This is a genomic window from Rathayibacter sp. VKM Ac-2759, from assembly GCF_009834225.1.
In the GTDB taxonomy this organism is placed as follows: Bacteria; Actinomycetota; Actinomycetes; order Actinomycetales; family Microbacteriaceae; genus Rathayibacter.
In genome coordinates this window covers 2,927,798-2,949,085 of the sequence record NZ_CP047176.1, presented here as the reverse complement: position 1 = coordinate 2,949,085, position 21,288 = coordinate 2,927,798, and the positions used below count along the sequence as shown (strand labels likewise).

Here is a 21,288-nt window from a genome sequence, read left to right as displayed (position 1 = left end):
CGTCGCGTACGACGCAATAACAAGAGAGTGAGAGATCACACATGGCGGGACAGAAGATCCGCATCCGACTGAAGTCGTACGACCACGAGGTCATCGACACGTCGGCGCGCAAGATCGTCGACACGGTCACCCGTGCCGGAGCAACGGTCGTCGGCCCCGTGCCGCTTCCGACCGAGAAGAACGTGGTCTGCGTGATCCGTTCGCCTCACAAGTACAAGGACAGCCGCGAGCACTTCGAGATGCGCACGCACAAGCGCCTCATCGACATCATCGACCCGACGCCGAAGGCCGTCGACTCGCTCATGCGTCTCGACCTCCCCGCCGACGTCAACATCGAGATCAAGCTCTAAGGAGGAGTGCCACCATGTCTGTCACTGTTTCCCCCACGCTGAAGACCAGCAAGGGCCTCCTGGGCACCAAGCTCGGCATGACCCAGGTCTGGGACGAGAACAACAAGCTCGTCCCCGTCACGGTCATCGAGATCAGCCCCAACGTCGTGACCCAGGTCCGCACGGAGGAGAAGGACGGCTACACCGCCGTCCAGATCGCCGCCGGCGCCATCGACCCGCGCAAGGTGAACAAGCCCTCCGCCGGTCACTTCGACGCCGCGGGTGTCACCCCCCGCCGCCACCTCACCGAGGTCCGCACCTCCGACGCCGCCGACTACTCGGCCGGCCAGGAGCTGACCGTGGACGCCGTCTTCGAGGCCGGCACCAAGGTCGACGTCGTCGGCACCAGCAAGGGCAAGGGCTTCGCCGGTGTGATGAAGCGTCACAACTTCAAGGGCGTCTCGTCCTCGCACGGTTCGCACCGCAACCACCGCAAGCCCGGCTCCATCGGCGCCTCCTCGACCCCCAGCCGTGTCTTCAAGGGCATGCGCATGGCGGGCCGCATGGGTGGCGAGCGCGTCACCGTGCTCAACCTCAAGGTGCACTCCGTCGACGCCGAGAAGGGTCTGCTGCTCGTCAAGGGCGCCGTCCCCGGTGCCCGCGGTCGCCTCGTGTTCGTTCGCAACGCCGTGAAGGGAGCGTAGTTCCATGGCTACCTCTATCGACATCTTCGACGTCCAGGGCCAGAAGTCGGGCGCCTTCGAGCTCCCCGCTGAGCTCTTCGACGTCGAGACCAACGTCCCGCTGATCCACCAGGTCGTCGTCGCGCAGCTCGCCGCGGCGCGTCAGGGCACCCACTCCACGAAGAACCGTGGCGAGGTCTCCGGCGCCGGCCGCAAGCCGTTCAAGCAGAAGGGAACCGGTCGCGCTCGTCAGGGCTCGATCCGCGCCCCGCACATGACCGGTGGTGGCGTCGTCCACGGACCGAACCCGCGCAACTACGCGCAGCGCACCCCCAAGAAGATGATCGCCGCGGCTCTGCTCGGCGCTCTCTCGGACCGCGCTCGCGGCGCCCGCGTCCACGTGGTCGAGTCCCTCGCCCTCGGCGACACCCCGAAGACCAAGGACGTCCTCGTCCTGCTCGACGCCCTCTCGGTGTCGCGCAACGTCCTCGTGGTCCTCGAGCGCGACGACTTCATCGCCGAGCTCTCCCTCCGCAACGTGCCGTTCGTGCACATCCTGCCGGTCGACCAGCTCAACGCGTACGACGTGCTCGTCTCGGACGACATCGTCTTCTCGAAGGCTGCGCTCGAGGCGTTCGTCGCCCTCAAGACCAAGAAGGAAGAGGTGAACGCATGAGCCAGTCCGCCGCGTTCAACAAGGACCCCCGCGACGTCATCATCTCGCCGGTGGTCTCGGAGAAGTCCTACGGCCTGATCGACGAGGGCAAGTACACCTTCGTCGTCGACCCGCGCTCGAACAAGACCGAGATCAAGCTCGCCATCGAGAAGATCTTCGGAGTCGAGGTCGCGTCGATCAACACGCTGAACCGTCAGGGCAAGACCCGCCGCACGAAGTTCGGCACCGGCAAGCGCAAGGACACCAAGCGCGCGATCGTCACGCTGAAGTCCGGCTCCATCGACATCTTCACGAACGTCGGCTGAGCCGAAGAAGCGTAGAGGAAAACAGACAATGGCTATTCGCAAGTACAAGCCCACGACCCCTGGTCGCCGCGGCTCCAGCGTCGCCGACTTCGCCGAGATCACCCGATCGACGCCCGAGAAGTCGCTCCTTCGCCCGCTGTCCAAGACCGGTGGCCGCAACAACTCCGGCCGCATCACGACGCGTCACATCGGTGGTGGCCACAAGCGCCAGTACCGCCTGATCGACTTCCGTCGCAACGACAAGGACGGCGTCAACGCCAAGGTCGCTCACATCGAGTACGACCCCAACCGCACGGCGCGCATCGCGCTGCTCCACTTCGTGGACGGCACCAAGCGCTACATCCTGGCTCCGAACAAGCTCTCGCAGGGCGACATCGTGGAGTCCGGCGCCGGCGCCGACATCAAGCCCGGCAACAACCTGCCGCTGCGCAACATCCCGACCGGTACGGTCATCCACGCGATCGAGATCAAGCCCGGTGGCGGCGCCAAGCTCGCCCGCTCGGCCGGCACCTCGGTCCGCCTCGTCGCCAAGGACGGCCCCTACGCGCAGCTCCGCCTGCCGTCGGGCGAGATCCGCAACGTCGACGCGCGCTGCCGTGCCACGATCGGCGAGGTCGGCAACGCCGAGCAGTCGAACATCAACTGGGGCAAGGCCGGCCGCATGCGCTGGAAGGGCGTCCGCCCGACCGTCCGCGGTGTCGCGATGAACCCGGTCGACCACCCCCACGGTGGTGGAGAGGGCAAGACCTCCGGTGGTCGCCACCCGGTCAGCCCCTGGGGCCAGTCCGAGGGACGCACCCGTCGCCCCAACAAGGAGAGCGACAAGCTCATCGTTCGCCGCCGCACCGCCGGTAAGAAGCGCAAGTAGGAGTTGTAGAAGATGCCTCGCAGTCTCAAGAAGGGCCCCTTCGTCGATGACCACCTGCTCCGCAAGGTGTTCACCGCTAACGAAGCCGGCAACAAGAACGTCATCAAGACCTGGTCGCGCCGCTCGATGATCATCCCGGCGATGCTGGGTCACACCATCGCCGTGCACGACGGCCGCAAGCACATCCCCGTGTTCGTGACCGAGACCATGGTCGGCCACAAGCTCGGCGAGTTCGCCCCCACTCGGACCTTCCGCGGTCACGAGAAGGACGACAAGAAGGGCCGTCGCCGCTAAGCGGCGACGAGAAGGAGGAGAGAAATGGTGGAGTCGATCGCACGCGTGCGACACATCCGCGTCACCCCCCAGAAGGCTCGCCGTGTCGTGAACCTGATCCGCGGCAAGCAGGCTCAGGAGGCCCTGGCCATCCTGAAGTTCGCCGAGCAGGGAGCTTCCGAGCCCGTCTACAAGCTCGTCGCCTCGGCGATGGCCAACGCTCGCGTCAAGGCCGATGCCTCGAACGAGTACCTCGACGACCAGGACCTGTTCGTGTCCCGCGCCTTCGTCGATGAGGGAACCACCCTCAAGCGATTCCAGCCCCGTGCCCAGGGTCGTGCCTTCCGCATCAACAAGCGCACCAGCCACATCACCGTCGTGCTGGCCACTCCTGAGGAGGGGACCAAGTAATGGGTCAGAAAGTAAACCCCTACGGTTTCCGTCTGGGAATCACCACCGACCACGTGTCGCGCTGGTTCTCCGACAGCACCAAGAAGGGCCAGCGGTACAGCGACTTCCTCGCCGAGGACGTCAAGATCCGCCGTCTCCTCGCCACGCAGCTCGACCGTGCGGGCGTCGCCCGCATCGAGATCGAGCGCACCCGTGACCGCGTCCGCGTCGACATCCACACCGCCCGCCCGGGCATCGTGATCGGTCGTCGCGGCGCCGAGGCCGAGCGCATCCGCGCCGACCTCGAGAAGCTCACGGCCAAGCAGATCCAGCTCAACATCCTCGAGGTCAAGAACCCCGAGGCCGAGGCTCAGCTGGTCGCCCAGGGCATCGCCGAGCAGCTCTCCGCCCGCGTGGCCTTCCGCCGCGCGATGCGCAAGGGACTGCAGGGCGCGCAGCGCGCCGGCGCCAAGGGCGTCCGCATCCAGGTCTCCGGCCGCCTCGGCGGCGCCGAGATGAGCCGCTCGGAGTTCTACCGCGAGGGACGCGTGCCGCTGCACACCCTCCGCGCGAACATCGACTACGGCTTCTACGAGGCCAAGACCACCTTCGGCCGCATCGGCGTGAAGGTCTGGATCTACAAGGGCGACATCACCAACAAGGAGCTCGCCCGCGAGCAGGCGAACAGCAAGTCGTCGCGCCCCGAGCGCAGCGACCGACCGCGTCGCGCCCCCCGCCAGCAGAGCGAGGCGCCCGTCGCAGCAGGAGTTGAGGCATAACCATGTTGATTCCCCGTCGAGTCAAGCACCGCAAGCAGCACCACCCGGGCCGCTCGGGCCAGGCCACCGGTGGCACCAAGGTGTCGTTCGGTGAGTTCGGCATCCAGGCCCTCACCCCCGCCTACGTGACCAACCGTCAGATCGAGTCCGCTCGTATCGCGATGACGCGTCACATCAAGCGCGGCGGAAAGGTGTGGATCAACATCTACCCCGACCGCCCGCTGACCAAGAAGCCCGCCGAGACCCGCATGGGTTCCGGTAAGGGCTCGCCGGAGTGGTGGGTCGCCAACGTCAAGCCGGGCCGTGTCCTCTTCGAGGTCGCCGGCGTCGAGGAGAAGCTCGCTCGCGAAGCTATGACTCGTGCCATCCACAAGCTGCCGCTGAAGGCACGCATCATCAAGCGCGAGGAGGGAGACGCGTAATGGCGATCGGATCCAAGGAGCTCGTCCCCACCGAGCTCGACACCTTCGAGGACGAGCGTCTCGTCACGGAGCTGAAGAAGGCCAAGGAGGAGCTGTTCAACCTCCGCTTCCAGTCGGCCACCGGCCAGCTGGACACCAACGGCCGCCTGCGTGCCGTCAAGCGCGATATCGCCCGCATCTACACGGTCATCCGTGAGCGCGAGCTGGGCATCCGCGCCACCCCCGCACCCGTCGAGGCCCCGGCCAAGGCGGAGAAGAAGCCCAAGACCAAGAAGGCCGCCAAGGCCGAGGTCGAGGCGACCGAGTCGAACGAGGAGGCCAAGTAATGGCAACCGTCAATGACACCGCCGGCCACGAGTCGGCCGCCCACGACGTCAAGCAGGAGGGCGCTCGCGGCTACCGCAAGACCCGTCGCGGCTACGTCACCAGCGACAAGATGGACAAGACCATCGTCGTCGAGGTCGAGGACCGCGTGAAGCACCCCCTCTACGGCAAGGTCATCCGCCGCACGTCCAAGGTGAAGGCTCACGACGAGTCGAACACCGCGGGCATCGGCGACCTCGTCGTCATCAGCGAGACCCGTCCCCTCAGCGCCACGAAGCGCTGGCGCCTGGTCGAGATCCTCGAGAAGGCCAAGTAGGCCGCGGCCTACTTGAGTTAGCAGGAGAGACACATGCTTCAGCAAGAATCCCGAGTGAAGGTCGCCGACAACACCGGCGCCAAGGAACTCCTCACGATCCGCGTCCTCGGAGGCTCCGGCCGCCGTTACGCCGGTCTCGGTGACATCATCGTCGCCACCGTCAAGGACGCGATCCCCGGTGGCAACGTCAAGAAGGGCGATGTCGTCAAGGCGGTCATCGTCCGCACCGTCAAGCAGACCCGTCGTCCCGACGGCTCGTACATCAAGTTCGACGAGAACGCCGCCGTGATCCTGAAGAACGACGGGGACCCCCGCGGCACCCGCATCTTCGGACCGGTCGGTCGCGAACTCCGTGACAAGAAGTTCATGAAGATCGTCTCGCTGGCACCGGAGGTTATCTAGTCATGGCCAAGATCAAGAAGGGTGACCTCGTCCAGGTCATCTCGGGCGCTACCCAGGCCCGCGGCGGAGACCGCGGCAAGCAGGGCAAGGTCCTCGAGGTCCTGGTCGAGCGCAACCGTGTCGTCGTCGAGGGCGTGAACTTCGTCAAGAAGCACACCCGCGTCGGCCAGTCGCAGCGCGGCTCGAAGGAGGGCGGCATCGAGACCGTCGAGGCTTCGATCCACATCTCCAATGTCGCGGTCGTCGACCCGAAGACCAAGAAGCCGACCCGTGTCGGCCACCGCAACGTGGCCGTCACCAAGGACGGCGTGACCAAGACCGTTCGCGTGCGCTACGCGAAGGCGTCGGGTGAGGAACTGTAATGACTGACACCACCGCAGTGGCTGCGAAGGTTCAGCCGCGGCTCAAGGCCAAGTACCAGGCCGAGATCATCAGCACGCTCAAGGAGCAGTTCGGCTTCACGAACGTCCACCAGGTCCCCGGACTGGTCAAGGTCGTCGTGAACACCGGAGTCGGTGAGGCTGCCCGCGACGGCAAGATCATCGACGGCGCCATCAAGGACCTCACGGCCATCACCGGCCAGAAGCCGCAGGTCACCAAGGCCCGCAAGTCCATCGCGCAGTTCAAGCTGCGCGAGGGTCAGGCCATCGGCGCGCACGTCACCCTCCGCGGTGACCGCGCGTGGGAGTTCCTGGACCGCCTGCTCTCGGTGGCGCTGCCCCGCATCCGCGACTTCCGCGGACTGTCGGACCGCCAGTTCGACGGCAACGGCAACTACACCTTCGGCATCACGGAGCAGTCGATCTTCCACGAGATCGACCAGGACCGCATCGACCGCGTCCGCGGCTTCGACGTGACCGTCGTGACCACCGCGAAGACCGACGACGAGGGTCGCGCGCTGCTCAAGCAGCTCGGCTTCCCGTTCAAGTCGGCGGACAACGCGTAGCAAGGAACCCGGGCCGGGGAGTGGTGCGAACCGCTCCCCGGCTCTGCTGTACCCCCTCCCGCGTCTCCGGCGGGGGAGGGCGGCCCCGTTCTTCCGGAACTTCGGCCTCGACCGCCGGCCCTCAGCCATGTACCATGGTTCGTTGGCCTGCGTTCGCGCGGCCACATGGGCGTCGACGTCGTCGGCGCCGTCCCACACCACAGGTCGTCACTCTTGTAAAGGGTGCCGAAACCAGGCGAGAAAGGCACCATCAGCCATGACCATGACTGATCCGGTCGCAGATCTGCTGACCAGAATCCGTAACGCGAACTCCGCGCACCACGACTCCATCGCCCTCCCCGGCTCGAAGCTCAAGGCGCACATCGCCGAGATCCTCAAGCGCGAGGGCTACATCGCCGACTGGAAGGTCGAGGAGGCGCGCGTCGGCACGACGCTCTCCATCTCCCTCAAGTACGGCCCGAACCGCGAGCGCTCGATCGCCGGCATCAAGCGGGTCTCGAAGCCGGGTCTCCGCGTGTACGCGAAGTCCACCGAGATCCCCACCGTGCTCGGCGGCCTCGGCGTCGCGATCCTGTCCACGTCGAGCGGTCTGCTGACCGACCGCCAGGCCGAGAAGAAGGGCGTGGGTGGGGAAGTCCTCGCCTACGTGTGGTAATCCCTCATGTCGCGTATTGGAAGACTCCCCATCGAGATCCCGGCGGGCGTCGACGTCTCCGTCGCCGGATCCGTCGTGACCGTCAAGGGCCCCAAGGGTGAGCTGACCGTCCCGGTCGCCAGCCCCATCCAGGTGTCCGTCGAGGGCACCCAGGTGCTCGTCTCGCGTCCCGACGACGAGCGCGAGTCGCGCTCGCTCCACGGCCTCACCCGCACGCTCATCGCGAACGACATCATCGGTGTCACGCAGGGCTACTCGAAGGGCCTCGAGGTCGTCGGCACCGGTTACCGCGTGCTGGCCAAGGGCTCGGACATCGAGTTCGCGCTCGGCTTCTCGCACCCGGTCGTCGTCACCCCGCCCGCGGGCATCTCGTTCACGGTCGAGGGCAACAACAAGCTCACCGTGCACGGCATCTCGAAGCAGGCCGTCGGTGAGGTGGCCGCCAACATTCGTAAGATCCGCAAGCCCGAGCCCTACAAGGGCAAGGGCGTGCGCTACGCCGGCGAGGTCGTTCGCCGCAAGGCCGGAAAGAGCGGTAAGTGATCATGGGACTCGGAACCAGAGGAAAGAGCAAGTCCGCTGCGCGCGGTCGTCGTCACGACCGTCTGCGCAAGAAGGTCGTCGGATCCGCCGAGCGCCCCCGCCTCGTCGTCAACCGCTCGGCCCGCCACGTCTTCGTGCAGGTCGTCGACGACGCGCAGGGTCGTACCCTCGCGTCCGCGTCGACCCTCGAGGCCGACCTCCGCGTGTTCGACGGTGACAAGACCGCCAAGGCCCGCAAGGTCGGCGAGCTCGTCGCCGAGCGCGCCAAGAACGCCGGTGTCGAGGCGGTCGTCTTCGACCGCGGAGGCAACAAGTACGCCGGTCGCGTCGCCGCGATCGCCGATGGAGCACGAGAGGCAGGGCTCAACCTGTGAGCGCGGCAGAGAACAAGGAACCCGAGGTCGCCGCTGTGTCGGAGGCCCCCGTCGAGACCGCTGCGTCCACGCAGCCGCAGCAGGAGGCTCGCGAGCCCCGTCGCGGCGGCCGTGACCGCAACCAGGGCGGCCGTGACCGTGGAGGGCGCGACTCCGAGAAGAGCCAGTTCCTCGAGCGCGTCGTGACCATCAACCGCGTGTCGAAGGTCGTCAAGGGTGGTCGTCGCTTCAGCTTCACCGCTCTCGTCGTCGTCGGCGACGGCAACGGACTGGTGGGCGTCGGCTACGGCAAGGCCCGCGAGGTCCCGACCGCCATCTCCAAGGGCGTCGAGGAGGCGAAGAAGAACTTCTTCCGCGTCCCGCGCGTCGGCTCGACCATCCCGCACCCCGTCCAGGGTGAGGCCGCTGCCGGTGTGGTGCTCCTGCGCCCCGCCGCTGCGGGTACCGGTGTCATCGCCGGTGGTCCCGTCCGCGCCGTGCTCGAGTGCGCCGGCATCCACGACGTCCTGAGCAAGTCGCTCGGCTCGTCGAACACCATCAACATCGTCCACGCGACCGTGACTGCGCTCCAGCAGCTCGAGGAGCCGCGCGCCGTCGCCGCTCGTCGTGGTCTCGACTTCGACCAGGTCGCCCCGGCGCGCCTGGTCCGTGCCGAGGCCGACGCCCTCGCCGCCGCGTCCAACGCGAAGGCAGGTGCCTGATGGCCCAGCTCAAGGTGACCCAGATCAAGTCGAAGGTCAGCGAGAAGCAGTACCAGCGCGACACGCTGCGCTCGCTCGGCCTCAGGAAGATCGGTCAGAGCGTCGTCCGCGAGGACAACTCTCAGAACCGCGGATACGTGAAGACCGTCGCCCACCTGGTGAAGGTCGAGGAGATTGACTAATGGCTGACAAGAACCAGGCTGTCGCGGAGTCCACGACTCCCGCGTCGGCCTCCACGAAGAAGGGCGCCTCCGAGGCGTCCGCGACCCGCGAGCACGTGCTCAAGGTCCACCACCTCCGTCCCGCCGCAGGCGCGAAGAAGGCGAAGACCCGAGTCGGCCGCGGTGAGGGCTCCAAGGGCAAGACCGCCGGTCGCGGCACCAAGGGCACCAAGGCCCGCTACCAGGTGCGCGTCGGCTTCGAGGGTGGGCAGATGCCTCTGCACATGCGCACCCCGAAGCTGCGCGGGTTCAAGAACCCGTTCCGCGTCGAGTACCAGGTCGTGAACCTCTCCGCTCTCGCCGAGCTGTACCCCCAGGGCGGTGACGTCACCATCGGTGACCTCGTCGCCAAGGGTGCCGTTCGCAAGAACGAGAAGGTGAAGGTCCTCGGTGACGGCGACATTGCGGTTAAGCTGAACGTCGCGGTCGACAAGGTCTCCAGCTCCGCTGAGCAGAAGATCGTCGCTGCGGGCGGATCCATCAAGTAGCACCAGCAGCTTGTCGGTCGAGCTTGTCACGCCGACTCCCCCCGGGACACGTCCCACGGGGGAGCGCGTGACAAGCTCGACCTGTATCCCGCACCAAGAACTGAGCAGGAGACCTTAGGTAGTGTTTGGCGCCGTTGCGCGGATCTTCCGCACCCCCGACCTCCGCCGCAAGATCGGCTTCACTCTCGCGATCGTGGCGATCTTCCGGCTGGGATCCTTCATCCCTGCTCCGTTCGTCAGCTTCAGCGCCGTGCAGGCCTGTCTCGCCGGCAACCAGGGCACCTCGGGTCTCTACGAGCTCGTGAACCTCTTCAGCGGCGGAGCACTGCTCCAGCTGTCGATCTTCGCGCTCGGGATCATGCCGTACATCACGGCGTCGATCATCGTGCAGCTGCTGCGCGTGGTGATCCCTCACTTCGAGACCCTCTACAAGGAGGGTCAGTCCGGTCAGGCGAAGCTGACGCAGTACACCCGCTATCTCACGATCGCGCTCGGTGTCCTGCAGTCCACCACCCTGATCACGGTCGCCCGCTCCGGCGCGCTCTTCGGCAACTCGGGCGTCCCCGAGTGCTCCGCGCTGATCACCACGGACGCCTGGTACTCGATCCTGCTCATGGTCATCACCATGACCGCGGGCACCGGCATCATCATGTGGATGGGCGAGCTCATCACCGAGCGCGGCATCGGCAACGGCATGTCGCTGCTGATCTTCACCTCGATCGCGGCCCAGTTCCCCACCTCGCTCTGGTCGATCGCGCAGTCGCGCGGCTTCGAGACCTTCCTGCTCGTCCTCGGCGTCGGCCTCGTCCTCGTCGTGGCCGTCGTCTTCGTCGAGCAGTCGCAGCGGCGCATCCCGGTGCAGTACGCCAAGCGGATGGTCGGGCGCCGCACCTACGGCGGCAACAACACCTACATCCCGATCAAGGTCAACATGGCCGGCGTCGTGCCCGTCATCTTCGCCTCGTCGCTGCTGTACCTGCCCGCGCTGATCGCCCAGTTCAACCAGCCGGCCGCGGGCGAGGAGGCGCCGTTCTGGGTGACCTGGATCACCAACTACCTGACCCAGGGCGACCACCCGCTCTACATGGCGCTGTACTTCCTCCTGATCGTCGGGTTCACCTACTTCTACGTCGCCATCACGTTCAACCCCGACGAGGTCGCCGACAACATGAAGCGCTACGGCGGCTTCATCCCCGGCATCCGCGCCGGTCGGCCCACCGCCGAGTACCTGAACTACGTGCTGACCCGGGTGACGCTGCCCGGATCCATCTACCTCGGCCTCATCGCGCTCGTGCCGCTCGTCGCCCTCGCGCTCGTCGGTGCGAACCAGAACTTCCCCTTCGGCGGCACGTCCATCCTGATCATCGTCGGAGTCGGACTCGAGACGGTGAAGCAGATCGACTCGCAGCTGCAGCAGCGCCACTACGAAGGGCTCCTCCGATGACCTCGACCCCGGTGGGCTTCCGACTCCTGCTGATCGGCCCTCCCGGCGCCGGCAAGGGCACTCAGGCCGCTCGGCTCTGCGCGATCCTCGGGGTCCCGGCCATCTCGACGGGCGACATCTTCCGGATGAACGTCTCGAACGAGACGGAGCTCGGGCTCCAGGCCAAGGCCTACCTCGACGCGGGGAAGTACGTCCCCGACGAGCTGACCAACGCGATCGTGCACGACCGCCTCCAGGAGGCCGACGTCTCGACCGGGTTCCTGCTCGACGGCTACCCGCGGACGACGGAGCAGGTCGACGAGCTCGACCGCATCCTCGCCTCGGACGGCAATCGCCTCGACGCCGTGGTCCAGCTGACGGCCGACCCCGACGAGGTCGTCGGACGCCTGCTCAAGCGCTCCTCGGAGCAGGGCCGCAGCGATGACACCGAGGACGTCATCCGACGCCGCCTCGCGCTGTACGAGGAGCAGACGGCGCCGCTCATCGACGTCTACGCGGCCCGCGGGCTGGTCGTGGTCGTCGACGGTCTCGGACCGGTCGACGAGGTCACAGACCGCATCGTGACGGCCCTCGAGGGCCACCGCGTCGGCGGACTGGTCGACGACCCGTCGGCCGCCTGAGCCGTGGCGCTGCGCTCCTCCCTCTACAAGACCCCCGCTCAGCTGCGGTCGATGCTCGCCCCGGGTCTCGCGACCGCCGCGTCGCTCGACGCCGTGCGGGCGATGATCCGTCCGGGTGTCACGACGCTCGAGCTCGACGCCGTCGCGGAGGCGGCGATCGTCGGGCTCGGAGGGCACTCGAACTTCAAGCTGGTGCCCGGCTACCGCCACACGATCTGCGCGTCGGTCGACGACGAGGTCGTCCACGGGATCCCGGGGGAGCGGGTGCTGCGGGCCGGCGACATCGTGTCGATCGACAGCGGCGCCGAGATCGACGGCTGGAACGGCGACTCCGCCATGACGATCGTCCTGCCGGATCCCGCGCGACCGGACGAGGTCGCCGCGCGCGCCGAGCTCTCCCGGGTGACCGAGGGGGCGCTCTGGCGCGGGATCGCGGCTCTCGCCTCCGCCCGCCACCTCAACGAGGTCGGCGCGGCGATCGAGGAGTACGTCGAGGACGAGGCCGAGAAGTCCGGCCGCGTCTTCGGGATCCTCACCGACTACATCGGGCACGGCATCGGCCGCACGATGCACGAGGCCCCGCCGGTGTTCAACTACCGCGTGCGTCAGCGCGGCCCCGAGGTGAAGCCCGGCCTGGTCGTCGCCATCGAGCCGATGGTCACGGCGGGCAGCGCCGAGACGCTCGTGCGCGACGACGACTGGACCGTCGCCACGGTCGACGGCAGCATGGCTGCGCACTGGGAGCACTCGGTCGCGGTGCACCGCGACGGCATCTGGGTGACCACCCTCGCTGACGGCGGCGCGGCAGGCCTGGCGCAGTACGGCATCGTGCCGACCCCCTTCGCCTGACCCGCGATCGGGGCGCCGGTTGTCATCAGCCGTCGGAGGGGGATCGGGAGGGTGCTGTCGTCCTCTCGCGCCATCCCGCGCCCTTCGGGCGCCCGCCAGACCCGAGCCGGGCGCGAGAGGACGACAGCACCCTCCCTCCGCTGCTGCGGGGGAGCGCGACAGCTCCCCTCCAGTACGAGAACGCGTTCTGAACCAGAGGAGCGGGTGGGGTGCCTCGTCGCGGCTCCTGGCTCGGGTCTGGCGGAAGCGCCGCAGGCGCTCGGGAGGGAGCCGTGACGAGGTACCCCACCCGATCCGGCCGCCGATCCGGCCGCCGATCCGGCCGCCGACCCGGCGGACCAGACCCGGTCGACAGGACGCAGGCGGAGCGGACCCTCGAGTATCGCTGTCGCGAACCACGGCCTTCGGCGGTGCGGATGCTCGGCGGTCAGCTGTCGAAGACGCGGACGAGCTCCTCGATGAAGCTGCCGAAGTCGGTGGAGCGGCGGATCAGGCGCTGCACCTCGGCGCGCTCGGCGAAGACCTCGACGAACTGGTCGAAGACCGACTGGAAGGTGCTGCGGCCGGCCGAGGCGAACGCGATCATCGCGATCACGTTCACGCGCTGCTCGCCCCACTCCATCGGCACGTCGTTGACGACGATCGCGATGGAGGTGCGCTTCGCGCTCATCGCCATCGCGTGCGGGACGGCGAGGTTGTCGGTGAACGCCGTGGAGCTCATCCGCTCGCGCTCGATGGCGCCGTCGACGTAGTCCTCGTCGATGATGCCCTCGGCGATCATCCGCTCGCCGAGGAGCCGGATCATCGCCGACTCGTCGCGGGCGTGCAGGTTGCGGAAGAACAGCGCCCCGTCGAAGAACTGCAGCAGCTCGTCCTTGATCTGCGCGCGCCTGCGATGGCGCCGGACGCGCGCGATGGCGCGGCGCACCGCCTCCACGTCGTGGTCGGTGAGGAACGGCTGCACGACGACGACCTCGTCGGAGTAGGTCCGCTCGTCGATGGTGGTGATGACGATGTCCGCGGTGAGGCGGTCCCAGTCGACGTCGCTCCGCGTGATGAGCGAGCGGACCTCGACCTCGGTGCCCAGCGAGCGCTCGACCCGCAGGCGGAGCATGTGGGCGAGGTCGTAGTAGTTCGGGCAGACGATCACGCACGAGAGGCGCTCCTCCCGCCGCGAGACGCGCTCGAGGAACGAGCCGACGTGCAGCGCGATGTAGGCGATCTCGTCCTCGTTGACCACGATGCCCCGTCGGCGCTGCAGCCCGCTCGCGAGGAACACCGCGATCTCGTAGGTCATCGGGAAGCTGGTCTTGATCGAGCGGGTCAGCGGGTTGCGGGAGTAGCCGCCCTCGGAGGCGCGGGCGATCAGGTTGCGCACGTGCAGGGCCAGGCGCACGATGAAGCCCTCGTCGTCGAGGTCGACCAGGTACTCGCGGTTCACCTCCGCGACGAGCTGCCGCACGACGGCGAGGTCGGCGGGGTCCACGTAGTTCTCGACGACGGCGGACACCGGCTCGTTCTGGCCCGGAGTGGCGACGCGCGTCGTCATCAGGATCGCCAGCTGCGCCAGCTCGGCGTCCGTGAGCCGGGTGGCGAAGTGGCGCTCGACGAGCTCTGCCAGCACCGCGGCGAGCTCGCCGTGGATCGCGGGGGAGGGGCGCGCCCCCGCCGGATCGCCGATGCCCCGTGAGACGCGGTCGACGGCGATGGCGATGTGGAGGAGCACGCTGTTCACGCCGTAGTCGTTGATGTAGTAGCCGCGCGACTCCAGCTCGGTCAGCAGCTCGGTCTTGAAGGCGCCCAGGCCGGGCGAGGCGAACTCGCGCTGGACGTCGTCGAGGGTGAACACGCCCTGCGCGCTCTCGTCGCGGAACATGCGCGAGATGAGCCGCCGGCGAGCCTCCTCGCTGCCCTCGAGCCGGACCAGCGCGGCGCGGCGGGCGAGGGTCAGCCCGGCCTCGTCGGCCAGGGTCTTGACCCGTCGGAGATCCGACTCGACCGTCGACTCGCTGACCGACAGCGCCTCCGCGAGGGCGACCGCGTCGAGTCCGTCGTCGGAGTCGACCAGGCGCCGGACGATGCTGTACAGCCGGTCGCGGGGAGTGTCGGGCTCGACGTCGCGCAGCCGCTGGGCGTCGACGAACGCCGAGTAGGCCTCGCGGGCGAGGCGGTAGCCGTTGGCGGAGGACTCCACGGGCTCCAGCGGCGCGGCCTGCGCCTTGACGGCGGTGACGTAGCTGCGGACGCTCCGGGTGGTGACTCCGAGCCGGTCGGCGAGCTCGTGCGCGGTCACCCAGCCGTCCGCGCGGGAGAGGTACTCCAGCAGGCGTTCGCGGTTGTCAGGCATCCAGGGCTCCAGGCGTGCGGATCGGGTTCGCCACGAGGAGCACCGCCGTCCCGCCGCCGGCCCGCTCCTCGCGAGATCCGCGAGTCGTCGTCCCAGCAGTCAATCATCTCGGCGTCCGTCCGGGGACCCCCGCGCCGACGCCCGGGAATCCGTGCTTCCTGCCCCGCGGAAGATTGTCTGCGGGGCGGGTGACCGCCTCCTGCGTGATGCTTCAATGAAGACGTTGTGCAGTGAGGCAGGCCGGGGCGCGAGGAGGCGGACGTGGTGCAGAGGATCCTGATCGTCTGCGGTGCAGGCGCGTCGAGCACGTTCCTGGCCCACCGGCTGCGAGCGGGCGCGAAGGAGCGGGGCATCACCGCCTCGTTCCGGTCGGAGAGCCTCCCGGGGCTCACCGAGTCCCTCCCGGGGTCGGACGCCCTCCTCGTGGGGCCGCATCTCGAGTCGCAGTTCGACGGGCTCCGCCTCCAGGCGGCGCGTGTCGGAGTCGTGGCCGCCCTCCTCCCGCACGACGTCTTCGGAGCGCACGGTGCCGATGCCGTGCTCGACACCCTCCCGGTCCTCCTCGCCGCTCGCGCGGTCGCGGAACCGGTGGGGGACACCTCCGTCCAGACGGCGCCGCCGGGCGCCGAGCCCGACTCCGGGCACCACTGACGCAGCCGCGGCTGCAGATCCAAGGAGACACGTTCATGGTCGAGCGCACGGTTCAGGTCGCATCCTCGAAGGGCCTCCACGCCCGCCCCGCCTCGCTGTTCAGCCAGGCCGCGGCGAAGTCGGGCCAGAAGGTCCTCGTCAAGAAGGGCGAGTCCACCGCGGTGAACGCCGCCTCGATCCTCGGCATCATCTCGCTCGGCATCGAGCACGGCGACGACCTCACCCTCACCGTCGAGGGCGACAACGAGCAGGCCGTGCTCGACGAGCTGGCCGAGTTCCTCTCGACGGATCACGACGCCTGACGGCGTCGTGATGCGTCGAAAGAAACGCGGCAGCGCGGCGCTCACAAGCGCCGAGAGCCGCGGAAGACCTCGCGACGCGACGGCGACCCTCAATGGGTCGCATACCGCCCCTCAGAACCTCGATGGGTCGCCTACCGCCCCTGCGAACTAGGGCTGTTCACACCCACCACTCGACACCCGCTCCCCGTCTCACCGACGAGACCGACCGACAGGAACCGAGCACTCATGACGCTGTCCACCCCTTCGACCGCCTACGCCTCCGCGAAGCTGCAGGGCACCGGTGTCGGTCGCGGACTGGCCCTCGGGCCGATCCTGCGCATGCCCGATCCGCTGCCCGAGCCCGAGGACGTGGCGAGCGCGCGCTCCGCCGTCCAGGAGGAGGAGCGCGCGGTCTCGTCGCTCTCCGCGACCGCCGCGACGATCCGCCACCGCGGTGAGCGGGCGGGCGGCTCCGCGAAGGACGTCCTCGACGCCCAGGCGCTGATGGCCGAGGACCCGTCGCTCGCCGACGACGTGAAGACGCGGATCGCCGGCGGCAAGACCGCCGAGCGCGCGGTGCACGAGGCGTTCGCCGGCTTCCGCGACCTGCTGGTGGCGATGGGCGGCTACATGGCCGAGCGCGCGACCGATCTCGACGACGTCTCGCAGCGTGTCGTCGCGCACCTCCGCGGCGTCGCCGCTCCGGGCGTCCCCGAGTCGGACGAGCCGTTCGTGCTCGTCGCCCGCGACCTCGCGCCGGCGGACACCGCCCTGCTCGACCTCGACAAGGTGCTCGGGCTCATCACGAGCGACGGCGGCCCGACCTCGCACACGGCGATCCTCGCCCGCGAGAAGTCGATCACCGCGATCGTCGGCACGACCGGCGCGCTCGATCTGCGCGACGGACAGCTCGTCATCCTCGACGCCTCCTCCGGGGTCGTGACGGTGAACCCCTCCGACTCCGAGATCGGCGAGGCGAAGGCGTCGATCGCCCAGCGGGCCGAGATGCTCGCCGCTCCCGTCGTCCCCGGCGCGCTCGCCGACGGCCACGCGGTGCCGCTGCTCGCGAACCTCGGCTCGGCCGACGGCGCCGAGCAGGCCGTCGAGCTGGGCGCGGAGGGCGTCGGGCTCTTCCGCACCGAGTTCCTCTTCCTCGACGCGAAGGAGGCGCCCTCGGTCGCCGAGCAGGCGGAGCAGTACACGCGCCTGCTCGCCGCGTTCCCCGGCCGCAAGGTCGTCGTCCGCGCCCTCGATGCCGGAGCCGACAAGCCGCTCGCCTTCCTCAACGACAACCACGAGGAGAACCCGGCCCTGGGTCTGCGCGGCCTCCGTGCGCTCCGGGCGAGCGAGCAGATCCTCCGCGACCAGCTGACCGCCCTCGCGCAGGCCGACGCGGCGACCGACGCCGACCTCTGGGTCATGGCGCCGATGGTCGCGACGGTCGACGAGACCCGCTACTTCACCGCGATGGCGAAGGAGCTCGGCATCCGCACCGCCGGCGTCATGGTCGAGGTCCCCTCCTCGGCGCTGCTCGCCGACCGCATCCTCGGCGTCGCCGACTTCGCGTCGATCGGCACCAACGACCTGACCCAGTACACCCTCGCCGCCGACCGCATGCTCGGCACAGTGTCGGCCTACCAGGACCCGTGGCACCCCGCCGTCCTCCGCCTCGTCGGCGAGGTCGGCCGCGCGGGCGCCGCACTGGGCAAGCCCGTCGGCATCTGCGGCGAGGCCGCCGCGGACCCGCTGCTCGCCGTCGTCCTCGTCGGCCTCGGCGCGACCACCCTCTCGATGTCGCCGTCGGCTCTCGCCGACGTCCGCGCCGAGCTGGCGGAGCACACGCTCGCGGACGCCCAGCGGTTCGCCGAGCTCGCGCTCGCGGCCGACAGCGCCGCCGACGCACGGTCCGCCGTGACCGAGGCGATCGCCGCCTCCTAGACCCCGGTCCCCTGGACCGTCCCCCGAAGACAGCACCACCGCACAGCACCACCGCACAGCACCACCGCACAGCACCACCGCACAGCACCACCCCGAAGCACCACCACCCTTCACGTCCCGCGGGACCCGGCGGCCTCAGGAGCCGCCGGGCTCCCACCCCAAGAAATCGGAGAACACACCACATGACAACGACGTCAGCGACGGCGACGCGCGGTGGAGCGCGCGTCCACGTCCAGCGCTTCGGCACCTTCCTCTCGGGGATGGTCATGCCGAACATCGCGGCCTTCATCGCGTGGGGCCTCATCACCTCGCTCTTCATCGCGGCCGGCTGGCTGCCCAACGGCATCCTCGGCGGCTTCGGCGACGCGGCCCAGATCGGCTGGGAGGGTGCCCGCACCACCCTCGCCGCCGGTGAGGACGGCGCCACCTTCCAGCAGTACATCGGCCTCGTCGGCCCGATGATCACCTACCTGCTGCCGCTGCTCATCGCGAACACCGGTGGCCGCATGGTCTACGGCGCTCGCGGCGGCGTGGTCGCCTCGATCGCCACCATGGGCGTCATCGTCGGCGCGACCATCCCGATGTTCCTCGGCGCCATGATCGTCGGCCCGCTCGCCGCGTGGCTGATGAAGAAGGTCGACTCGATCTGGGACGGCAAGATCAAGCCCGGCTTCGAGATGCTGGTCAACAACTTCTCGGCCGGCATCCTCGGCATGCTGCTCTCGCTCGGAGCGTTCTTCGGCATCGCGCCGATCATCTCGTTCCTCACCAAGGTCCTGGGCGACGGCGTCGACCTCCTGGTCAACGCGGGGCTGCTCCCGCTGACCTCGATCTTCATCGAGCCGGCCAAGATCCTCTTCCTCAACAACGCCATCAACCAGGGCGTCCTCACCCCGCTCGGCACCGTCATGGCGCAGGAGACGGGCAAGTCGTACCTGTTCCTGCTCGAGGCGAACCCCGGCCCCGGCATGGGCGTCCTGCTGGCCTTCGCGATCTTCGGAGTCGGCATCGCCCGCGGTTCCGCCCCCGGCGCCGCGCTGATCCACTTCGTCGGCGGCATCCACGAGATCTACTTCCCCTACGTGCTGATGAAGCCCGCGCTGGTCGCGGCCGTCATCCTCGGCGGCATGACCGGTGTCGCGACCAACGTCGCGTTCGACTCCGGCCTCGTCGCTCCCGCCTCGCCCGGATCGATCATCGCGGTCCTCCTGCAGACCTCGCGCGACAGCTACCTCGGAGTCATCCTCTCGGTGCTCCTGTCGATGGCCGTGTCGTTCGCGGTCGCCTCGTTCATCATCCGCGGCAGCCGCAAGCGCGATCTCGAGGCGATGGAGGCGGGCGACGACAAGCTCGCCGCCGCGGTCGCCGCGAACGCCTCGAACAAGGGCAAGGACAGCTCGGTCGGCTCGCTGCTCAACCAGAGCGGTGCTCCGGCTCAGGACGGCGCCTCGGCGACGGCCACCGCGACCCAGGTGCGCAACATCGTGTTCGCCTGCGACGCCGGCATGGGCTCCTCCGCGATGGGCGCCTCGGTGCTCCGCAACAAGATGAAGAAGGCGGGCTTCGAGGACGTCTCGGTCACCAACAAGGCGATCGCGGCCCTCGAGGACGACGTCGACCTGGTGATCACCCAGGCCGAGCTGACCGAGCGCGCCCGCCAGCGCACTCCCGGCGCGATCCACGTCTCCGTCGACAACTTCATGAACTCGCCGAAGTACGACGAGGTCGTCTCGCTGGTCGCGGAGCAGCACGGCAAGTAGGACAGCAGTCCTTGCGAGGGAACCCGTATGGTGCGACTGGGCTTTCAGCTCGGGCCTGCGGGTTCCCTCGCCGTTTTCCACCCCTCGGAAGGACAGAAGACATGAGCGACGTGCTCACCATCGGACAGATCAACGCCTCCGGCACTGCGACCAGCAAGGAGGCCGCCATCAAGGAGGCGGCCGACATGCTCGTCGGCGTCGGAGCGGTCACCCCCGCCTACCACGAGGCGATGCTCGCGCGCGAGGCGACCGTCTCGACCTACATGGGCAACCTCCTCGCCATCCCGCACGGGACGAACGACGCGAAGGACGAGATCCGCTCGTCGGCGCTCTCCTTCGTGCGCTACGCGCAGCCGATCGACTGGGACGGCAACGAGGTGCGCTTCGTCGTCGGCATCGCCGGCGTCAACAACGAGCACCTCGAGATCCTCTCGAAGATCGCGATCATCTTCTCGGAGGAGGACGAGGTGCAGAAGCTCCTCGACGCCCCCGACGCGCAGGCCCTCTACGGCCTGCTGGGCGAGGTCAACTCCTGATGCCCACCGCCGTCCACTTCGGAGCGGGCAACATCGGCCGCGGCTTCGTCGGCCTGATCCTGCACGGCGCCGGCTACGAGCTCGTCTTCGCCGACGTCAACGCCGGACTCATCGGCCAGCTCGCGGCCGCCGACAGCTACGAGGTGCACGAGGTGGGGGAGGAGGCGACGACCCACGTGGTCGACCGCTTCCGCGCCATCGACTCGGCCGCCGACGAGGAGGCGCTCGTGCGCGAGATCGCGGAGGCGGACATCGTCACGACCGCGGTCGGGCCGAACATCCTCCGCTTCGTCGCGCCGGTCATCGCGAAGGGCCTCGCCGCCCGCGCCGAGTCGGCGCCGAAGCTCGCGGTGATGGCGTGCGAGAACGCGATCAACGCCACCCGGCTCCTGCAGACCGAGGTCGCGGCCGCCCTGGGCGCCGACGAGTGGGAGCGCCTGCGCACCCGTGCCGTCTTCGCCGATACCGCTGTCGACCGCATCGTCCCCAACCAGGAGGCGGGACAGGGCCTCGACGTCACGGTCGAGAGCTTCTTCGAGTGGGTCATCGACCGCACGCCCTTCGAGGGCGGGGAGCCCTCCCTCCCCGGAGCGACCTGGGTCGACGACCTCGAGCCGTTCATCGAGCGCAAGCTGTTCACGGTGAACACGGGCCACGCCACCGCGGCGTACGTCGGCTTCGCCGCCGGGGCGCACAAGCTCTCGGACGCGCTCGCTCTGCCCGAGGTCCACGACGCGGTGAAGGCCGCCCTCGAGGACACCAAGGCGCTGATCGTCGAGAAGCACGGCTTCAGCGACGCTGAGCAGCAGGCCTACCTCGAGAAGACGCTCACGCGCTTCGCCAACCCGTACCTGACCGACACGGTCGACCGGGTGGGGCGTCAGCCGCTGCGCAAGCTGTCGCGCCACGAGCGCTTCATCGGGCCTGCGGCCGAGCTCGCCGAGCGCGGTCGCACGCCCTCGGGGCTCCTCGCCGCGATCGGAGCCGCGCTGCGCTTCGACGTGCCCGAGGACCCGCAGAGCGTGGAGCTGAAGGAGAAGCTGGCGACCCTCTCGCCCGAGGACTTCGTCACCGAGGTGACGGGGCTCGCCTCCGACCACCCGCTCTACCCGCAGGTGCTGGCGGTCGTGCGCGGCTGAGCGCCTCACGACACCCGGAACGGACGGG

Annotated in this window: 30 protein-coding genes; 29 read left to right on the top strand and 1 reads right to left on the bottom strand. The window is 68.7% G+C overall.

The genetic code is table 11. The annotated features are described in order from the left end of the window. Nucleotides 1-41: 41 nt before the first annotated feature. The 23 genes from rpsJ (at nt 42) to map (ending at nt 12,608) form a co-directional block, all read left to right on the top strand. Nucleotides 42-350 carry a 30S ribosomal protein S10 gene (rpsJ, locus tag GSU68_RS13755; protein WP_005050520.1) on the top strand — a complete coding sequence of 103 codons (309 nt, stop codon included), beginning with the start codon at nt 42-44 and terminating at the stop codon, nt 348-350. Between the two features lie 14 nt (nt 351-364). Then, nucleotides 365-1,033 (top strand): 50S ribosomal protein L3, encoded by a 669-nt coding sequence (rplC, locus tag GSU68_RS13750; RefSeq protein WP_056037339.1) that lies wholly within the window; start codon nt 365-367, stop codon nt 1,031-1,033. Between the two features lie 4 nt (nt 1,034-1,037). Then, a complete protein-coding gene (gene rplD, locus GSU68_RS13745) occupies nt 1,038-1,688 on the top strand; it encodes a 50S ribosomal protein L4 (protein ID WP_159909210.1) in 651 nt (216 codons plus the stop codon). Continuing rightward, on the top strand, nt 1,685-1,993 hold the full coding sequence (gene rplW / locus GSU68_RS13740; RefSeq protein ID WP_085475020.1) for a 50S ribosomal protein L23: 309 nt from the start codon (nt 1,685-1,687) through the stop codon (nt 1,991-1,993). Before rplD ends, rplW begins: the two co-directional genes overlap by 4 nt. A 28-nt stretch (nt 1,994-2,021) precedes the next feature. Then, nucleotides 2,022-2,861 (top strand): 50S ribosomal protein L2, encoded by an 840-nt coding sequence (gene rplB, locus GSU68_RS13735; RefSeq protein ID WP_055787074.1) that lies wholly within the window; start codon nt 2,022-2,024, stop codon nt 2,859-2,861. Nucleotides 2,862-2,873: 12 nt separating this feature from the next. Then, nucleotides 2,874-3,155 (top strand): 30S ribosomal protein S19, encoded by a 282-nt coding sequence (gene rpsS / locus GSU68_RS13730; RefSeq protein ID WP_055787078.1) that lies wholly within the window; start codon nt 2,874-2,876, stop codon nt 3,153-3,155. Nucleotides 3,156-3,179: 24 nt separating this feature from the next. Then, nucleotides 3,180-3,545 carry a 50S ribosomal protein L22 gene (rplV, locus tag GSU68_RS13725; RefSeq protein ID WP_082498847.1) on the top strand — a complete coding sequence of 122 codons (366 nt, stop codon included), beginning with the start codon at nt 3,180-3,182 and terminating at the stop codon, nt 3,543-3,545. Beyond that, a complete protein-coding gene (gene rpsC, locus GSU68_RS13720; protein ID WP_056037327.1) occupies nt 3,545-4,303 on the top strand; it encodes a 30S ribosomal protein S3 in 759 nt (252 codons plus the stop codon). Before rplV ends, rpsC begins: the two co-directional genes overlap by 1 nt. 2 nt (nt 4,304-4,305) lie before the next feature. Then, complete coding sequence (gene rplP, locus GSU68_RS13715) at nt 4,306-4,725, top strand: 50S ribosomal protein L16 (RefSeq protein ID WP_056037324.1); 420 nt, start codon at nt 4,306-4,308, stop codon at nt 4,723-4,725. Next, nucleotides 4,725-5,051 (top strand): 50S ribosomal protein L29, encoded by a 327-nt coding sequence (gene rpmC, locus GSU68_RS13710; protein ID WP_056037322.1) that lies wholly within the window; start codon nt 4,725-4,727, stop codon nt 5,049-5,051. The genes rplP and rpmC overlap by 1 nt, the downstream gene beginning before the upstream one ends. Next, on the top strand, nt 5,051-5,365 hold the full coding sequence (gene rpsQ / locus GSU68_RS13705; protein ID WP_159852426.1) for a 30S ribosomal protein S17: 315 nt from the start codon (nt 5,051-5,053) through the stop codon (nt 5,363-5,365). Before rpmC ends, rpsQ begins: the two co-directional genes overlap by 1 nt. Nucleotides 5,366-5,398: 33 nt before the next feature. Continuing rightward, nucleotides 5,399-5,767: a 50S ribosomal protein L14 gene (gene rplN / locus GSU68_RS13700; RefSeq protein WP_055787095.1), complete on the top strand. Its 369-nt coding sequence runs from the start codon at nt 5,399-5,401 to the stop codon at nt 5,765-5,767. A gap of 2 nt (nt 5,768-5,769) precedes the next feature. Beyond that, entirely contained in the window at nt 5,770-6,129 is a 360-nt protein-coding gene (gene rplX, locus GSU68_RS13695) for a 50S ribosomal protein L24 (protein ID WP_085475026.1), read from the top strand. Continuing rightward, nucleotides 6,129-6,713: a 50S ribosomal protein L5 gene (gene rplE, locus GSU68_RS13690; RefSeq protein ID WP_056037308.1), complete on the top strand. Its 585-nt coding sequence runs from the start codon at nt 6,129-6,131 to the stop codon at nt 6,711-6,713. The genes rplX and rplE overlap by 1 nt, the downstream gene beginning before the upstream one ends. Nucleotides 6,714-6,969: 256 nt before the next feature. Next, a complete protein-coding gene (gene rpsH, locus GSU68_RS13685; protein ID WP_159852420.1) occupies nt 6,970-7,368 on the top strand; it encodes a 30S ribosomal protein S8 in 399 nt (132 codons plus the stop codon). 6 nt (nt 7,369-7,374) lie between these two features. Then, a complete protein-coding gene (rplF, locus tag GSU68_RS13680; RefSeq protein WP_159852418.1) occupies nt 7,375-7,911 on the top strand; it encodes a 50S ribosomal protein L6 in 537 nt (178 codons plus the stop codon). A gap of 2 nt (nt 7,912-7,913) precedes the next feature. Continuing rightward, nucleotides 7,914-8,285 carry a 50S ribosomal protein L18 gene (rplR, locus tag GSU68_RS13675; protein ID WP_056037296.1) on the top strand — a complete coding sequence of 124 codons (372 nt, stop codon included), beginning with the start codon at nt 7,914-7,916 and terminating at the stop codon, nt 8,283-8,285. A 35-nt stretch (nt 8,286-8,320) separates the two neighbouring features. After that, the gene (rpsE, locus tag GSU68_RS13670; protein WP_208544716.1) at nt 8,321-8,986 is read left to right on the top strand and encodes a 30S ribosomal protein S5; all 666 of its coding nucleotides are present in this window, start codon (nt 8,321-8,323) and stop codon (nt 8,984-8,986) included. After that, on the top strand, nt 8,986-9,168 hold the full coding sequence (rpmD, locus tag GSU68_RS13665; protein ID WP_173232138.1) for a 50S ribosomal protein L30: 183 nt from the start codon (nt 8,986-8,988) through the stop codon (nt 9,166-9,168). The genes rpsE and rpmD overlap by 1 nt, the downstream gene beginning before the upstream one ends. Then, nucleotides 9,168-9,695, top strand: a complete 528-nt coding sequence (rplO, locus tag GSU68_RS13660) for a 50S ribosomal protein L15 (RefSeq protein WP_159909206.1) — start codon at nt 9,168-9,170, stop codon at nt 9,693-9,695. Before rpmD ends, rplO begins: the two co-directional genes overlap by 1 nt. Before the next feature lie 121 nt (nt 9,696-9,816). Then, on the top strand, nt 9,817-11,139 hold the full coding sequence (gene secY / locus GSU68_RS13655; RefSeq protein WP_159909204.1) for a preprotein translocase subunit SecY: 1,323 nt from the start codon (nt 9,817-9,819) through the stop codon (nt 11,137-11,139). Continuing rightward, nucleotides 11,136-11,759 carry an adenylate kinase gene (locus GSU68_RS13650; protein WP_208544572.1) on the top strand — a complete coding sequence of 208 codons (624 nt, stop codon included), beginning with the start codon at nt 11,136-11,138 and terminating at the stop codon, nt 11,757-11,759. Before secY ends, GSU68_RS13650 begins: the two co-directional genes overlap by 4 nt. Before the next feature lie 3 nt (nt 11,760-11,762). Then, nucleotides 11,763-12,608, top strand: a complete 846-nt coding sequence (gene map, locus GSU68_RS13645) for a type I methionyl aminopeptidase (protein ID WP_159909202.1) — start codon at nt 11,763-11,765, stop codon at nt 12,606-12,608. A gap of 427 nt (nt 12,609-13,035) precedes the next feature. On the opposite strand, the gene GSU68_RS13640 is transcribed toward map, so the two are convergent. Then, nucleotides 13,036-14,955, bottom strand: coding sequence for a BglG family transcription antiterminator (locus tag GSU68_RS13640; protein WP_159909200.1), 1,920 nt, complete (start codon nt 14,953-14,955; stop codon nt 13,036-13,038). Between the two features lie 261 nt (nt 14,956-15,216). Between GSU68_RS13640 and GSU68_RS13635 the strand changes: the two genes are divergently transcribed. The 6 genes from GSU68_RS13635 to GSU68_RS13610 all read left to right on the top strand — a co-directional run bounded on the left by GSU68_RS13635 (nt 15,217) and on the right by GSU68_RS13610 (nt 21,260). Beyond that, nucleotides 15,217-15,606, top strand: coding sequence for a hypothetical protein (locus GSU68_RS13635; protein ID WP_159909198.1), 390 nt, complete (start codon nt 15,217-15,219; stop codon nt 15,604-15,606). A gap of 35 nt (nt 15,607-15,641) precedes the next feature. Further along, complete coding sequence (locus GSU68_RS13630) at nt 15,642-15,908, top strand: HPr family phosphocarrier protein (protein ID WP_159909196.1); 267 nt, start codon at nt 15,642-15,644, stop codon at nt 15,906-15,908. Nucleotides 15,909-16,133: 225 nt separating this feature from the next. After that, the gene (gene ptsP / locus GSU68_RS13625; RefSeq protein WP_159909194.1) at nt 16,134-17,825 is read left to right on the top strand and encodes a phosphoenolpyruvate--protein phosphotransferase; all 1,692 of its coding nucleotides are present in this window, start codon (nt 16,134-16,136) and stop codon (nt 17,823-17,825) included. 182 nt (nt 17,826-18,007) lie between these two features. Then, nucleotides 18,008-19,585 (top strand): PTS mannitol transporter subunit IICB, encoded by a 1,578-nt coding sequence (locus tag GSU68_RS13620; protein ID WP_159909192.1) that lies wholly within the window; start codon nt 18,008-18,010, stop codon nt 19,583-19,585. Between the two features lie 101 nt (nt 19,586-19,686). Further along, the gene (locus tag GSU68_RS13615) at nt 19,687-20,121 is read left to right on the top strand and encodes a PTS sugar transporter subunit IIA (protein WP_159909190.1); all 435 of its coding nucleotides are present in this window, start codon (nt 19,687-19,689) and stop codon (nt 20,119-20,121) included. Next, nucleotides 20,121-21,260: a mannitol-1-phosphate 5-dehydrogenase gene (locus GSU68_RS13610; RefSeq protein WP_159909188.1), complete on the top strand. Its 1,140-nt coding sequence runs from the start codon at nt 20,121-20,123 to the stop codon at nt 21,258-21,260. The genes GSU68_RS13615 and GSU68_RS13610 overlap by 1 nt, the downstream gene beginning before the upstream one ends. Nucleotides 21,261-21,288: the final 28 nt, after the last annotated feature.

Coding starts and splice junctions, on each gene's coding strand:
- GSU68_RS13640 (WP_159909200.1), bottom strand. CDS start 14,955: ATGCCTGACAACCGCGAACGCCTGCTGGAGTACCTCTCCCGCGCGGAC.
- GSU68_RS13650 (WP_208544572.1), top strand. CDS start 11,136: ATGACCTCGACCCCGGTGGGCTTCCGACTCCTGCTGATCGGCCCTCCC.
- GSU68_RS13610 (WP_159909188.1), top strand. CDS start 20,121: ATGCCCACCGCCGTCCACTTCGGAGCGGGCAACATCGGCCGCGGCTTC.
- GSU68_RS13615 (WP_159909190.1), top strand. CDS start 19,687: ATGAGCGACGTGCTCACCATCGGACAGATCAACGCCTCCGGCACTGCG.
- rplN (WP_055787095.1), top strand. CDS start 5,399: ATGCTTCAGCAAGAATCCCGAGTGAAGGTCGCCGACAACACCGGCGCC.
- rplC (WP_056037339.1), top strand. CDS start 365: ATGTCTGTCACTGTTTCCCCCACGCTGAAGACCAGCAAGGGCCTCCTG.
- rplV (WP_082498847.1), top strand. CDS start 3,180: ATGGTGGAGTCGATCGCACGCGTGCGACACATCCGCGTCACCCCCCAG.
- rplO (WP_159909206.1), top strand. CDS start 9,168: ATGGCTGACAAGAACCAGGCTGTCGCGGAGTCCACGACTCCCGCGTCG.
- GSU68_RS13620 (WP_159909192.1), top strand. CDS start 18,008: ATGACAACGACGTCAGCGACGGCGACGCGCGGTGGAGCGCGCGTCCAC.
- GSU68_RS13630 (WP_159909196.1), top strand. CDS start 15,642: ATGGTCGAGCGCACGGTTCAGGTCGCATCCTCGAAGGGCCTCCACGCC.
- rpsS (WP_055787078.1), top strand. CDS start 2,874: ATGCCTCGCAGTCTCAAGAAGGGCCCCTTCGTCGATGACCACCTGCTC.
- rpmC (WP_056037322.1), top strand. CDS start 4,725: ATGGCGATCGGATCCAAGGAGCTCGTCCCCACCGAGCTCGACACCTTC.
- rpsQ (WP_159852426.1), top strand. CDS start 5,051: ATGGCAACCGTCAATGACACCGCCGGCCACGAGTCGGCCGCCCACGAC.
- rplB (WP_055787074.1), top strand. CDS start 2,022: ATGGCTATTCGCAAGTACAAGCCCACGACCCCTGGTCGCCGCGGCTCC.
- rplE (WP_056037308.1), top strand. CDS start 6,129: ATGACTGACACCACCGCAGTGGCTGCGAAGGTTCAGCCGCGGCTCAAG.
- rpsJ (WP_005050520.1), top strand. CDS start 42: ATGGCGGGACAGAAGATCCGCATCCGACTGAAGTCGTACGACCACGAG.
- ptsP (WP_159909194.1), top strand. CDS start 16,134: ATGACGCTGTCCACCCCTTCGACCGCCTACGCCTCCGCGAAGCTGCAG.
- rplX (WP_085475026.1), top strand. CDS start 5,770: ATGGCCAAGATCAAGAAGGGTGACCTCGTCCAGGTCATCTCGGGCGCT.
- rpmD (WP_173232138.1), top strand. CDS start 8,986: ATGGCCCAGCTCAAGGTGACCCAGATCAAGTCGAAGGTCAGCGAGAAG.
- rplW (WP_085475020.1), top strand. CDS start 1,685: ATGAGCCAGTCCGCCGCGTTCAACAAGGACCCCCGCGACGTCATCATC.
- rplP (WP_056037324.1), top strand. CDS start 4,306: ATGTTGATTCCCCGTCGAGTCAAGCACCGCAAGCAGCACCACCCGGGC.
- rpsH (WP_159852420.1), top strand. CDS start 6,970: ATGACCATGACTGATCCGGTCGCAGATCTGCTGACCAGAATCCGTAAC.
- rplR (WP_056037296.1), top strand. CDS start 7,914: ATGGGACTCGGAACCAGAGGAAAGAGCAAGTCCGCTGCGCGCGGTCGT.
- rplF (WP_159852418.1), top strand. CDS start 7,375: ATGTCGCGTATTGGAAGACTCCCCATCGAGATCCCGGCGGGCGTCGAC.
- rplD (WP_159909210.1), top strand. CDS start 1,038: ATGGCTACCTCTATCGACATCTTCGACGTCCAGGGCCAGAAGTCGGGC.
- rpsC (WP_056037327.1), top strand. CDS start 3,545: ATGGGTCAGAAAGTAAACCCCTACGGTTTCCGTCTGGGAATCACCACC.